The organism is Leucobacter chromiiresistens (assembly GCF_001477055.1).
Taxonomy (GTDB): Bacteria; Actinomycetota; Actinomycetes; order Actinomycetales; family Microbacteriaceae; genus Leucobacter; species Leucobacter chromiiresistens_A.
In genome coordinates this window covers 57,962-70,263 of the sequence record NZ_LDRK01000028.1, presented here as the reverse complement: position 1 = coordinate 70,263, position 12,302 = coordinate 57,962, and the positions used below count along the sequence as shown (strand labels likewise).

Annotated in this window: 13 protein-coding genes and 1 tRNA gene; 7 read left to right on the top strand and 7 right to left on the bottom strand. The window is 67.8% G+C overall.

Translation table 11 applies throughout. The annotated features are described in order from the left end of the window. Positions 1-1,081: MFS transporter (locus tag NS354_RS06490; protein ID WP_058593758.1), on the bottom strand; the 1,081-nt coding region annotated here is incomplete at its 3' end. Positions 1,082-1,147: 66 nt separating this feature from the next. Then, entirely contained in the window at positions 1,148-1,762 is a 615-nt protein-coding gene (locus tag NS354_RS06485) for a TetR/AcrR family transcriptional regulator (protein WP_058593757.1), read from the bottom strand. Between the two features lie 134 nt (positions 1,763-1,896). Here NS354_RS06485 and NS354_RS06480 point away from each other — a divergent pair, with 134 nt between their 5' ends. The 3 genes from NS354_RS06480 (at position 1,897) to NS354_RS06470 (ending at position 3,892) form a co-directional block, all read left to right on the top strand. Then, positions 1,897-2,355 (top strand): hypothetical protein, encoded by a 459-nt coding sequence (locus tag NS354_RS06480; protein ID WP_193750718.1) that lies wholly within the window; start codon positions 1,897-1,899, stop codon positions 2,353-2,355. A 184-nt stretch (positions 2,356-2,539) separates the two neighbouring features. Further along, positions 2,540-3,010 (top strand): ribonuclease E activity regulator RraA, encoded by a 471-nt coding sequence (gene rraA / locus NS354_RS06475; protein WP_010154808.1) that lies wholly within the window; start codon positions 2,540-2,542, stop codon positions 3,008-3,010. 90 nt (positions 3,011-3,100) lie between these two features. Further along, the gene (locus NS354_RS06470) at positions 3,101-3,892 is read left to right on the top strand and encodes a lysoplasmalogenase (protein ID WP_241490394.1); all 792 of its coding nucleotides are present in this window, start codon (positions 3,101-3,103) and stop codon (positions 3,890-3,892) included. Here NS354_RS06470 and NS354_RS06465 read toward each other — a convergent pair. After that, positions 3,858-4,754, bottom strand: coding sequence for an NUDIX domain-containing protein (locus NS354_RS06465; protein ID WP_058593765.1), 897 nt, complete (start codon positions 4,752-4,754; stop codon positions 3,858-3,860). The two genes, NS354_RS06470 and NS354_RS06465, sit on opposite strands and share 35 nt — an antisense overlap. Positions 4,755-4,897: 143 nt before the next feature. Between NS354_RS06465 and NS354_RS06460 the strand changes: the two genes are divergently transcribed. Both NS354_RS06460 and NS354_RS06455 read left to right on the top strand, forming a co-directional pair. Further along, positions 4,898-5,353, top strand: coding sequence for an aminoacyl-tRNA deacylase (locus NS354_RS06460; protein WP_058593755.1), 456 nt, complete (start codon positions 4,898-4,900; stop codon positions 5,351-5,353). Between the two features lie 180 nt (positions 5,354-5,533). Beyond that, positions 5,534-5,607 (top strand) — tRNA-Pro (locus NS354_RS06455). Between the two features lie 500 nt (positions 5,608-6,107). Here NS354_RS06455 and NS354_RS06450 read toward each other — a convergent pair. From NS354_RS06450 to NS354_RS06440, 3 genes are all read right to left on the bottom strand, one after another. Next, positions 6,108-6,857 carry a hypothetical protein gene (locus NS354_RS06450; RefSeq protein ID WP_058593754.1) on the bottom strand — a complete coding sequence of 250 codons (750 nt, stop codon included), beginning with the start codon at positions 6,855-6,857 and terminating at the stop codon, positions 6,108-6,110. Between the two features lie 189 nt (positions 6,858-7,046). After that, entirely contained in the window at positions 7,047-7,322 is a 276-nt protein-coding gene (locus NS354_RS06445) for a hypothetical protein (protein ID WP_193750717.1), read from the bottom strand. A gap of 485 nt (positions 7,323-7,807) precedes the next feature. Beyond that, complete coding sequence (locus NS354_RS06440; protein WP_058593752.1) at positions 7,808-8,167, bottom strand: hypothetical protein; 360 nt, start codon at positions 8,165-8,167, stop codon at positions 7,808-7,810. 252 nt (positions 8,168-8,419) lie between these two features. On the opposite strand from NS354_RS06440, the gene NS354_RS06435 reads away from it, so the two are divergent. Further along, positions 8,420-9,253, top strand: coding sequence for a metallophosphoesterase (locus tag NS354_RS06435; RefSeq protein ID WP_082677944.1), 834 nt, complete (start codon positions 8,420-8,422; stop codon positions 9,251-9,253). A 3-nt stretch (positions 9,254-9,256) separates the two neighbouring features. Here the strand turns inward: NS354_RS06435 and NS354_RS06430 are convergent, their stop codons facing one another. Next, positions 9,257-10,345, bottom strand: coding sequence for an endonuclease NucS (locus NS354_RS06430; RefSeq protein WP_058593750.1), 1,089 nt, complete (start codon positions 10,343-10,345; stop codon positions 9,257-9,259). A gap of 771 nt (positions 10,346-11,116) precedes the next feature. On the opposite strand from NS354_RS06430, the gene NS354_RS06425 reads away from it, so the two are divergent. Next, a complete protein-coding gene (locus NS354_RS06425) occupies positions 11,117-12,004 on the top strand; it encodes a DUF6531 domain-containing protein (protein ID WP_153002128.1) in 888 nt (295 codons plus the stop codon). The last annotated feature ends 298 nt before the right edge of the window (positions 12,005-12,302 follow it).

Genomic DNA, 12,302 nt, shown 5'->3' with positions numbered 1-12,302 from the left:
CGACGCCCGCGAAGCCGAGGCCGCCCGCCAGCACGGCGCGGGCGCCGATGCGCCGGGCGAGCACGGGGGCGGTGAGCGAGGCGAGGGCGCCGGTGATCGCGATGGGGAAGAGGCGGATGCCGGCCTCGACGGGGGAGGCGCCGTCGACGAGCTGCAGCCACTGCGCGATGAGCAGCAGGGCGGCGATCATCGCGAACGTCGAGCCGAGGGCCGCGATGGCTCCGGCCGAGAAGACGCGGTTGCGGAAGAGGCCGAGGTCGAGCAGCGGCGACGCGCTGCGGAGGCAGCGCACCACGAACCAGGCGAGCAGGGCGGCTCCGGCGGCGAACGCGACGAGCGCCTCGGGCACGAGCAGGCTCGCCTCCTTGCCGAAGGTCTTGATGGCCCACACGAGCAGCGTCATGCCGACGAGCGACAGCGCGGCGGCGAGGAAGTCCCAGCGGCCGGTGTGCGCGACGCGCGATTCGGGCAGGATCGCGATGCCGGCGATCACCCCGGTGAGCATGAGCGGTACGTTCACGAGGAACGCCGCGTGCCACGAGAAGTACTCGAGCAGCAGCCCGCCGAGCAGGGGGCCGACGGCGGCGCCGAGGCCCGAGACCGCGGCCCAGATGGCGAGGGCCGTGGCGCGCTCGCGGGCGTCGGTGAAGATGACGCGGATGAGCGAGAGGGTGATGGGCATGATCATCGCGCCGCCGATGCCGAGGATCGCGCGGATCGCGATGACCGACTCGGCGTTCGTGGCGAACAGCACGAGCAGCGATGCGACCCCGAAGATGGAGTAGCCGAGCAGCAGCATGCGCTTGCGGCCCCAGCGGTCGGCGATCGCGGCGAACGAGACGAGCAGGCCGGCGAGCACGAGCGAGTAGACGTCGATGATCCAGAGCTGCTGGTCACTCGTGGGGTGCAGTTCGGCCGCCATCTCGGGCAGCGCGATGTTGAGGATCGTCATGTCCATGGTGATGACGAGCAGGCTCGCGGTGAGCACGCTGAGCGCGGCCCAGCGGCGGGCTCGGCTGAGCGCCGCGGGCCTCGGTGCGTGGTGCGGTGCGGAGTGCGGTGCGATGCGCTGGTCGGACATGGGGATCACAGTCTTTCTGAATTCGGTCTGGGGTCGTGCGAGTGGGTGTCGGGTGCGGCCGCTGCGCTACGTGTGCGCCGAGCCCGGCACGGGCATCGTCATGAGGGCCTGCAGCGCTCGGGTGAGCTCGTCGCGGCCGAGCGGCGTGCCGGTGAGCCCGGCGTGCATGGTCGCTCCGTCGATGAACACGGCGATGGCGACGGCGCGCTCGCGCCCCACCTGCGTCGACAGGAGGTCGACGATGCGCTCGGGCCAGCGCAGTGCGAGCGCGCGCAGTCGGGGGTCGGTGGTGCCGCTCGTCATGAGCGCGATGTCGGCGTGCACGGTGCGCGGGTCTTCGAGGTAGGCGAGCAGCTCGTCGAAGACGGGGTCGGGGTGCTCGAAGATGGTCGCGATGAACGGCTCGAGCCGTGCGATCGACTCGTCGATCTCGTCGGCGAGCTGCTGCAGGGCGCACTCGCGCATGTCGTCGATCGACGTGAAGTACTGCGTGGTCGAGCCGAGCGGCACGGAGGCGCGCTTCGCGACGGCGCGGTGGGTGAGCGCCGCGGCGCCCTCCTCGACGATGATCTCGGTAGCTGCGGCGAGGATCGCGCGGCGCCGACCCTCGGGATCCCGTCGGCGGGGAGCGGCGGGTGCGGCCTGTGCGGCGGGCGCGGCGGATTCGGTGGTTTCGTGCATGGCTGCTCCTTTCGTGGTCGGTTCGGGCGAGAGGGGGGAATTGGGTGCCTCCGCTTACTGTACATCTGTACATGTACTTTTGTACAGTGGGATTGCCCGGATGCTCGTCGGTGGCAGCGAAGTAGGGTGCTGGTGTGATGGCGGAGTCGGAGTCGGAGCCGAAGCCGCCCGGGTGGAACCGGCTCGCCCTCGTCGGGGTGCTGCTGGCCGCGGTGGTGTTTCTGGGCGCAGGTGCGGTCAACACCGCGTTGCATCCCGGTTCCCGGTGGTCGCTCGGATGGGTGCTCGTTCTGGTGGTGGTTCCCGGGGTCGCAGCGGGCTGCATTGCAGGTCTCGGTGCACGGCTCGGAGTGTGGATCGCGCGCATCAGTCACGAGTCGAAAAATCAGGCGGATGTCTCGGTCGGTGCGCGTGCGATCGGCGCCGGTCTCGGCGGAGCTCTGACGGGTATGGTTCCCATCGGCTCCCTCGTGAGCCTCTTCGAGTGGGCGCCGCACGTGGGAGCCTGCATGCTGCTCTCCATGCTCGTACTGTTCAGCGTCTTCGCGGGGTACGTCCTGCGCGGTTCTCGGCGGGATACCCGCACGGGATAGGCCGCGCGAGCCCCACCGAAGTCGCAGCCTCGAGGGCTCGCCGCACGCGGTCGACCGCCGCATTGCGCCGCATTTCGCCGAGCTGGCGGTGGTTCCACCCGATGTCGGAGGGAGCGGGTAACGTGACACTCAGACGACCGGCACCACGCCGGTCAGCCCGATGACGGGCGTGAGGGGGAAGAAGATGGCGCAGATCAGTACGGCCGATCTCTACGACGAGCGGGGCAGCGAGCTGCGGTCGGTGTCGCTGCAGCTGCAGAACATCGGCGGCATGACCGGGTTCACCGGGCCGGTGCGCACGCTGCGGTGCTTTCAAGACAACGCGCTGATTCGGCAGACGCTCTCGAGCGACGGGCACGGCGCCGTGCTCGTGATCGACGGCGGCGGCTCGCTCGAGACGGCGCTCGTAGGCGACCAGATCGCCGAGCTCGCCTGCGACAACGGGTGGGCGGGGCTCATCGTGCACGGCGCGATCCGCGACCGCGTCGCGATCGGCACGCTGCCGTTCGGCGTGAAGGCGCTCGGATCGAACCCCGCTAAATCGACGAAGACGGGCGCGGGCGAGGTCGACGTGCCGGTCGAGATCGGGGGAGTGGAGTTCCGCCCCGGCGTCACCGTGTGGTGCGACGAGGACGGGATCCTCGTCGAGGCGTAACCCGCCCCGCCAGCCGGGCGCGGCCCGGCCTATGATGCGAGTATGACCGAGCGCCTTCGAGCTTCGCTTCCGTTCTTACCGTATGTCGCGGTGTCGCTCGTGCACGTCATCGCCTGCTTCGGGCAGTACGCGTTCGAGGGGTGGACCAAGCTGCTGCTCATGCCCGCGCTCGCCGCCGGCGTTGTGGCGGCGGTCGCGTTCGTGCCCGAACTGCGCATCCGGCCCGTGCCTGCCGGCGCGGTCGCCCTGCTGCTCGCCGCCCTGACGGGCTCGTGGCTCGGCGACGGCGCCGCGACCTTCTTCCCGATGCTCGACAGCGAGCTGCCCGCGATGCTCGTCTGCTTCGGGATCGCGCACCTCGCCTACATCGTGCTGCTCTGGCGCGTGCCGGGCGTCGCGCGGCGTCGCCTGCCCGCCTGGAGCCTCGTGTACGTGATCGCGTACCTCGTGCTCATCGCGCTGCTGCTGCCGCACACGAAGTCGCTGTCCATCCCCGTGATGGCGTACGGGCTCGTACTCGTCGGTACCGCCGCGCTCGCCACCCGCTGCGGCCCGGTCATCGCGTGGGGCGGCGCGTGCTTCCTGCTCTCCGACGCGATCCTCGCCTTTCGGCTGTTCGTGCCCGGCAGCACCACCTGGACGAGCGGCGTCGTCATGCTCACCTACACGATCGGGCAGGGACTGCTCGCGTACGGCATCGTCGCCGCGCTGCGGCGGCGCGCGCCCACCGGCAAGGTGCCCGGTGCCGGCGGTAACCCGGTGCAGGCGCCCGGTGCCGACGAAAGCCCGGCGCAGCCGCCCGGTGCCGGTGGCAACCCCGCGCAGGCGCCCGGCGACGCGGGCCCCGCTACGCCTCCGGCAGGATCCTCAGCAGCTTCTTGACGCCCCGCACCGTAGTGGCGCCCGCGGCGCCGACCCGCACGCGCAGCTCCGCGTCGCTCGTGACGACCGTAGTGATCGACCCGCTCGCGCTCAGCGCCTCGACGGCGCTCACGATCGTGTCGTCGCCCGTCTCGGCGGCGCTCAGCACCCGCACTCGGTCGGTGCTGTCGATGCCGCGCGCGTTGCCCTCGACCACGAGAATCCAGTCGGGGTAGACGCGGTCGAGGCCGGGCACGCGGGGCTCGGCGAGGTCGAGGAACCCGGCGCGCACCCCGTTCGAGGTCTCCAGGTAGCGGTGCAGGCGGTCGCGCAGGCCCTCGGCGGCGCCGCGGCGATCCTTCCACCAGCCGTTCGGCACGCTGCCGATCACGTTCGCGGCGTCGACCACCACCGTGGGCGGCGGGCCGAGCAGGGGCCGCAGAATCTGCCAGCTCGACGCGAACGCCGGGTGCAGGGGCAGGTTCTCGACCTCCTCGAGCGCGACCCACGCGAGGGCGTGGCTCTCGGGGTCGGTGATCTCGGGCTCGAACTGCTGCACCACGTCGGCGACGACCGTCGTGTACGTCCATCCCTCGCGGTCGAGCACGTGGGTGTAGCGGGGGCGCACCGCGTCATCGGGAACGCCCGCCTCCTCCTGCGCCTCGCGGATCGCGCCGTCGTTCGCGAACTCGCCCTCGTGCCGGGCGCCGCCCGGGATGCCCCAGGTGTCGCCGTGGTCGCTCCAGGTGACGCGGTGCTGCATCAGGATCGCGTCGCGGGCGTGGTCGTAGGCCAGCAGCCCGGCGGCGCCGAAGCGGCCCCAGTAGCGCCCGCCGTCGCCCGCCGTGACCCAGGCGTCACCGGGGTTTCGAAGGTCGCTCATGGTCACAGCGTATCTGCGACCTGCCGCATCGCGCGCGTGTCGGTCGCCCCATTGCGGGAATGCGCGGATGGTGTCAGGGCGTTGTGGTCGGTGCGGCGGGCGATTTCGGCCCTGCCGTGTTTCGCGTTTCCCGAGGAGGATGCATGTCGACCGATGTCGAGCCCTACGCCGCCGCTGCCCGTGACGCCGCCACGCGCGGGCTTGCTGTTTCGTTTGTCGCGCGCACGCCGGGGAAGCGGCCCGCGCCGGTAGACGGCGTCGAGCTCGTGAAGACGATCGTGGTGCAGACGAAGCGGGGCTTCGTGCTCGTGCTCACCCCCGTCGACGCGCAGTTCTCGTGGGCGAAGCTGCGGGCGCACCTCGGCGTCAACAAGCTGTCGCTGCCCGATGCCGACGGCGCGCTCGCCGCGACCGGCTACGTGCGCGGCACGATCACGCCGCTGGGCGCTGCGGGTTCGTGGCCCGTCGTGCTCGATGCCCGGTTGGCGGGGCGCCGGATCGCGATCGGCTCGGGCAGCGCCGAGTTCGGAGCGCTGGTGGCGGCCGATGAGCTGGTGGATGCGTATTCTGCCGCCGTCGTCGATCTCGCTGCTGAGTGAGTCTCTTGGTGGGCTCGCGTTGATCTTCAGAGCGGCTTCGTGGTGGGTGGCGCGCCCGGGTTTCTGCGGCTGGGGCGCGATTTCTCGCCGTTGGTTCGATCCGCCCTCCGAGTGTGGGTAATATAGAGGGGTTGCCTCGGCAGCGCAGGCCAGACTCTGACCGGCGAAGCTGAAGAACAACGGGCTGTGGCGCAGCTTGGTAGCGCACTTGACTGGGGGTCAAGGGGTCGCAGGTTCAAATCCTGTCAGCCCGACAAAAACCCCGATCAGAAGCTAATTCTGATCGGGGTTTCGTTGTCTTTCGTATGCGATGTCACCGCAGATGTCACCAGCAAGAGGCGAATGTCACCGCGACACGCCCGGCCTGTTTTGGAGTGCTGCCTCCAAAGATAGCGCCCTTGGTCGCTTTGTGCCTGGATGAGTTACTCGTTCGGCATCTGTCTCCAAAGGGCCAGGATCGCAGGTTCAATTTGCCTTTACCCAGGGCGAACGACACCTGACAGCCACCCGCAGGTCGCTCTGTGTTTCGGCCGACGCCGCCGTCTACTTGGGGGCCAGCTGCCCGAACCTGAGGACGTGGAGCTCCGAGGGGCGTGAACTCAAGTGCGCCAATATCGGCGGCTCGGCGGTGGGCACGGTCCTGCTCGGTGCGGGCACCCTGCGGGCGAGCTGCTTGTCTGGGCGTTCGGCGCTCAGGCCGTCGCGATGGCGCTGGCCTTGCTCGTGGGAGTTATGGGGTGGAAAACTTCCGTCGCTATCGCTGGTCGATGATGGCGTCGGCTTCGGCGACGACATCCCGGACATCGGATTCGCTTAGTTCGTCGACGAAGAAGATGCGGCTGCCGATCTTGTTGAGCGAGGAGCCGCTGACGAAGCCACGTGCGCGGTCCGCGATCCAGAATCGGTCATGGAAGTCATGCGACTCCACGACCGAGATGTCCAGGTGAAAGCCCTGGGCGTGCAGTTCGTTGAGGACAGCGGTTCGCACTTCGTTGTCATTCTGCGTGGGGTTTACGATCGCGGTGATGTTCAGACTTGCCGTTAGCGCGGGCCTGATCATCTTCACCACGGAAGCGGCGTAGTCTTGGCTATCCCGCTTCCGTCCGCTGGTGAAGAGGTACGGGTCGGTAATCAACAGATGCTCGGTCGGCGAGAGCCTGCTCATACGCTCAGCCATCCGCTGCTCCGCCGACTTGGGTGGCTCCTTAGGAGATATGTCCTCCTGTAGCCAGGTGAAATTGAGGAACGAGCCGGGCCCCCTGTCGAGTAGCTGCTCCTGGACCTCCTCCAACGAGTAGTCCGCCCGACGAAACAGCATCTGGTACCCGAGCTCCCTCGCCAGCGACGCGATCTTCAGGCAGTCGTCATGCGTCAGGGGAGGGTCGAACTGGAACGAGTTCCAGTAATCGAGATGCCGAAACTCACCGTCGTCCACGAACTCAATGGGTTTGTTTTTCGGCCCGAGCTCGTCGCCCGTGCCGGTGCCAGGCAGCGGATCCTTCATGACTCGACCCTATCGTCGGCCTCGGGTAGTCGCGCCTTCAGATCAAGACGCGCCGGCGGCGGCTCAACCCATAACGGATTCATCTGCGTCGTCATTATGTCGTCCACTGTCCCAACGGATCCTGCGCGGATGCTTCAGGCTTCTTCGACATCAGTGCACCGAAACGACCCTCTCGCACTCCAACAGACGTCAGGGCACGAAGACCGGCGCGGTGTAGAAGAGGTTCCCGCCGAAGAGCAGCTGCCCGACGCCGATGCCGACGATGCTCGCTGCGGCGACCGCGAGGGCTGCGTAGGCGAGGCCCGCACCACGCCAGACGCGCCATCCGATCCTCGAGAGCAGTACGAGGCCGATGACGTGGGCCAGGACTAGCGGCACTCCGCCGACGGTTGCCGCGAAGCCGGCCATGGTCCTCCCCGCCGCTTCTGCCTTGCCCTGTTCGTGAGCCTCCTCGACCAATGACATGCCGAACCAGGACCAGGCGACGGCCAGGGTGAGCGCTCCGGCAGCGGTCCACGCCTAGAACGCGGCGGGTGTGCTGAGGCGCTCGGCGCTCGTGATGACGGGTGCCCGACTCATGCTCTGAGCCTAGCCGCGCGCCCTGCTGAGCCTTCCCAGCAAGGGTGGGCGGCGCGTTGTGGCGGGGAAGGCGTCTCGGAGTCCCGCCGTTCTCCCGTCACGGGAGCGGCAGTGCCGCGCGGCCGCTGCTCGTCGCGTTGATAGTGAACAGTTCGCCGATCATCGCAGGTGCTCAAACGGGTCGATCAAACTCTGCACCCCGTGTTCAGGGCATACGAATGCGATTCTCGCACCGTGCTCGTGAGAGCCGAACGCCGGGTCCGGCTCGCAGTTGCCGCCGCAGACTGAGCACGTCCGTTAGCCGTCGTCCACGGGCACGCGGATCGGCACGCCGTCCAGGCTGCCCTTTTCCTCATACTCCATGCTCACGCCTATGGCTCCTCGAGCTCACGCACGGCGACAAGAGGAGCCTCGGTGCGCCAGATGTCCCTGAAGCCGGTGCTGATCTCAACCCGAGCGCCGATGGCGACGTGCGCCCAACGCTTGACTGAGTACGGCTCCGGGATCTCGACGTCGATCGGCCGGACGCCGAACAGTCTCCGCCAGGGCTCGTCAGCGACGCGCCTCCAGCGGTTCCTGATGTCGCCGCCTCGGGGGCGGAAGCCCCGGTCGACGACGACCCGCTCGCCGCTGGTGGTCGTCAGCTCCCAGATCCCGCCGCCGCGCAGCTCGACGACTTCGCCCTGCGGACGCACCTGGCCCGGCGTCGTCGTGGCCTGGTCGTGCTCCATGCCCAAGAGCCTACTCAGGCAGATTGTTCCGCGCGCGAGAGAATGGAAGCATAACGTCCCCTGACTTTGACTGGTCCGTCGATCCGGCCTGCTCGCTCGGCTACAGCCGACAGCAGCTGCGAGCGGGGCTCGGTGACCTATACCCGGCCTTCGAGGAGTACATGCTCCTGAAAGCTCACGCGGTCTGCCAGGGGCTCGGTGCCGTAGCTCCGAGCGGCGGGCCCCGGAGGTCGTGCGTAGAGGCCTACGGCTATGTGTGTTACCTCCACGACGTGCTCCGCTTCGTGGAGCATCACGGGCTCGCAGGAGGACGTCATCGCCAGTAGCGTCTACGTGGTCAGCGACATCCATGGGCACCTCGACGCACTGGAGCGCGCACTCGAGATCGTCGACCTGGACGGCGACCCGGGTGCGAAGCTGATGCTGCTGGGCGACTACGTCGACCGCGGGCCCAGCTCGAGACAGGTGCTCGAACGAGTCCGAGCCCTGCAGCAGGAGCATGGCGACCGAGTCGTCGCATTGCTGGGCAACCACGACTGCTGGCTGCTCGACTGGCTCGACGCGGACGACGCGGAATACGACTGGCTGCACTCGGACATCGGCTTCGCTACGGTGCACTCGTTCGTGACGGAGCAGTTCGTCGATCCAATCCCCACCAGCGCCACCGGCGCTCAGATCAACGCGACGATCAAGCGCGAGCTTGTCGATCGCCACGGCGACTTGATCGCCTGGCTGCGCGGCCTGCCGCTGCTGCATGAGGCGGATCACGCGATCTTCGTGCATGCCGGCGTCGACGAGGATGCCGGCCAGCTCTGGCGCGCCGCGACGCCGGAGTACGTGCTCACCGAGAAGTACCCGGCGAGCAGGGGGCCGTTCGTGAAGACGATCATCGCAGGCCACGTCCGAACCTCGGAACTGCACGCCGACGGCTCGCACGAGGTATTCCACGATGGAGCATCGCACTACTACATCGATGCCGCCGTCGAGGAGACCGGGCGGCTGAACGTGTTGAAGTACGACGTCAAGAACCGCGAATTCAGCTGGCAGATGACGCCGGCGGCGTCTCCGCGTTCCGAAGCCCGATGATGGTCAGTCGTCGAGACCGAACTCGTCGGTCACCTGCTCGATGGTGAACTTCTGGCGCAACTTCGCCGCGGTGTTCTGGTTCGCGAACATGCCGTTCTTCCAGACCGCCTGCTCGCGCGGCACCGTCTTGGTCCATTCGACGGGCACGGCCCACTCGGCGCTGTCGTCTTCATCGTCGCCCTCGTGGCGGTAGGTGCCGACGAGCGGGAGGCTCTGCAGCGGGGTCTCGACGCCGTCGACGTCGACCACCGCCTCATCGAAGCGGCGGGCCTCGCCGATCACGGTCCCGACTCCGACGTAACCCGCCTTGGGGATGTGCACGAAGACGCGCGCGCCGATCGGCAGGTTCTTCAGGGTCCGGGAGAACCACGCGCCGCCGCCGCCCGAGACGAAGCCGTACTTCTGCCCGTCCGCCCACTGGCGGGTGCCGCTGTCCTCGCCGAACGCGACGTACCAGTCGCCGCCGTTCCACGCCTCGCGGGTCTTCGTCTGCCGGGCGGGCGCAGCGCCGGGAGCCTGCTGGCCCTCGTTCTCGACCAGCCAAGTGCGGGCGAGGTATTTCGCCCCGTTGTCTTCGAAGTGGCGGAAGAAGACGACGTTGATCGGCACGGCGAAGCCCTCGTTGAGGAACCGCACGATGCGCTCGGTGGCTGCGTCGACGCTCGCGGCGACGATGGTGAACGTCTGCGTGCTGTTGACCTCCTCGGGGAGGGTCTCATTGAAGCACTCCGCGAAGGCTTCTTCGAGCGCGACCCCGGGCTTGTACGCCTCGAAGATGGCTTGGATCTGCGTGCGGCCGAGCCCCGCGACCCAGGATCCGTAGTCCAGCGCCTGGGCCGTGACGTCGCGCGGAGTCTTGTCGCGCTTGAGCTCGATGACATGAACAGCAGCGGTCTCGTCGAGCGCGAGCAGGTCGATGAACCCGCCGAAAGCGGTAGGGACCTGGCGGCCGATGATTAGCAGCGTCTCGCCAAGCATCGAGGGGTCGGACTCGATGTACGTCTCGAGCTGCGATTCGAGTCCGATCGAGGTCGGGACGACGCGGCTGAGCCGGCCGCCATCCGCGCGCCACAGGCCCATTTCAACTGCCATTGCTGCTCACCCCTCCAACACCGCGAGGCGTCCGGTCGCCTGGCAATGAGCCTATCGAGAAGTGCTCTGCGCCCCGAGCGAGTCGGCTGTACATCCAATGCCAGGCTGCGATCTAATCGTTAGCAGCATAGTCAATTCATAGCTTGCCCGCCAAGTAGCGCTCAGGCATCGCCGTTCCACGGCGAAAGCCTTGCGCACAACTACAACTGAACAGAGTGATTCAGGTTGAAACAGCTCACCAGATCCGGCGCGCAATTGCGCCGGGCTTCAACAAGATCGAGCACACGGCCGCTCGGACTCCTTGCAAGCGGCCTCGCCCTGACCGTCTTCGCGACCCAGCTCACCCCGATCGCGGCCCTCGCCGCCCCAGCCGGACCAGCTGCTGCGGCGGCCGCGAATTCGAGAAGTGATTCTCAGGTTGTTTCGCGGTCTGAAGATCCATCGCCCGCTGCATCGACCGAGTAGAGCAACCCGGCGGGCAGCTCATCAGTAACAACCACAGCCGCTGCCGAGCCCTCCGCAATACCCGAGAACGAAGCGGCCCTCATACCAACGCCTGACGGATCGATCGCCCATTTCAAGACCGGCGGCACCCAGGAGCTGGAGTACAGCACCCGAATCAGCTTCTCCGATCTGCCTGCGAACGAGTGGACCTGCCCGTCCCAGCCCGCTGCCTTCGTCCTGGTCACCGACGCCGACGGCGGATCCTCGTGGGCCGACATCCCGGCAGTGCCCGACGGCACCGACGCCGCAGGCAGCAACGCGTTCCGAATGACCCTCGACGAGACCGGGATGAGCTACCCGGGCGGCGAGCTCACGCTCACCTACTACGGCAAGGAGGCCAACGGCGTCGGCTGCACCGAGATGAAGGACCCCGAGAGCGCCGAAGGGCTCGTCGCGTACAAGACCACCACGCTCGACGTCGAGTGGCAGAAACCGGAGATCAAGGACGTCTACTTCGCCAAGGGCGTCAACGGCCAGGACGAGATCCACTTCGAGGTCGACGACCAGTGGACGCGCGCCAACACATACCAGGCCGACGGCGGCCTCTCGGCCTTCGAGATCCAGAACTTCGGAGTTCCCGTGCTCCAACAGGTGAGCACTGCGACGATGCCGTGCCAGGAGACGCAGGAGCCGGATCGCGCCTGCAAGTACACGGGTCCACTCCCCGAAGCCTTCGAAGCCATCGGCGTCGCGGCGCTGCCTGCCGGCTACGACCTCGACTTGGTTACCGAGTGGCCTCCGGCCGATGCCGTCTCTTTCAAGGAGATCCGGAGCAACAAGCCCGTGGCCGTCGATCCCCAGATGACCCAGGCGGGCCCCACTGACAGCGCGCAGTGCCACAAGCTGTGCGCCGGCGATCCGGTCGACACCCACAACGGCAACTTCTACGAGGAGATCACCGACCTCGAGATCGACGGCCGCATCGGCCTCCAGGCCACCCGCCGATACGCCACCGGTCTTCTGGGCACCACTGGCGCTCACGGCGACGGCTGGGCGCTGAACTACGACATGCGCGTCGAGCAGAGCCCGACGAACAACAGCATCACTGTCGTCGAGCTCTCGGGCAACCTCTCGCGCTTCGTCAAGGGATCGACCGGCTACACGGGCCTCGCCGCGAACCTGCGAGCTGACCTCGTCAAGACCAGCGACGGCTGAAAGTTCTCCCGCTGGGACGAGGACCTCGCCTACGCCTTCGACGAGGCCGGCCTCCTCGCCTCGATCGAGGACGACAACGGCAACACCGTCACCGTCGCCCACGACTCCGAAGGCCACGTCTCTTCAGTCGCCGAAGGCGATCGCTCTCTGAGCTTCTCCTGGGACGCTGATCTCCTGGCTTCGGTCGAGGATCACACCGGCCGGAAGGTCTCCTACGGCTACGCAGGCGGCAGGCTCGCCGGCGTCACCGGCCCCGACGGCAATGCCTCCGAGTACACCTGCGATGCCGACGGCCGCG

Excerpts from the sequence above, each read along its gene's own strand:
- NS354_RS06435 (WP_082677944.1), top strand. The coding sequence starts at position 8,420 with ATGTGTGTTACCTCCACGACGTGCTCCGCTTCGTGGAGCATCACGGGC.
- NS354_RS06450 (WP_058593754.1), bottom strand. The coding sequence starts at position 6,857 with ATGAAGGATCCGCTGCCTGGCACCGGCACGGGCGACGAGCTCGGGCCG.
- NS354_RS06485 (WP_058593757.1), bottom strand. The coding sequence starts at position 1,762 with ATGCACGAAACCACCGAATCCGCCGCGCCCGCCGCACAGGCCGCACCC.
- NS354_RS06430 (WP_058593750.1), bottom strand. The coding sequence starts at position 10,345 with ATGGCAGTTGAAATGGGCCTGTGGCGCGCGGATGGCGGCCGGCTCAGC.
- NS354_RS06445 (WP_193750717.1), bottom strand. The coding sequence starts at position 7,322 with ATGTCATTGGTCGAGGAGGCTCACGAACAGGGCAAGGCAGAAGCGGCG.
- NS354_RS06460 (WP_058593755.1), top strand. The coding sequence starts at position 4,898 with ATGTCGACCGATGTCGAGCCCTACGCCGCCGCTGCCCGTGACGCCGCC.
- NS354_RS06440 (WP_058593752.1), bottom strand. The coding sequence starts at position 8,167 with ATGGAGCACGACCAGGCCACGACGACGCCGGGCCAGGTGCGTCCGCAG.
- NS354_RS06425 (WP_153002128.1), top strand. The coding sequence starts at position 11,117 with ATGACCCTCGACGAGACCGGGATGAGCTACCCGGGCGGCGAGCTCACG.
- rraA (WP_010154808.1), top strand. The coding sequence starts at position 2,540 with ATGGCGCAGATCAGTACGGCCGATCTCTACGACGAGCGGGGCAGCGAG.
- NS354_RS06465 (WP_058593765.1), bottom strand. The coding sequence starts at position 4,754 with ATGAGCGACCTTCGAAACCCCGGTGACGCCTGGGTCACGGCGGGCGAC.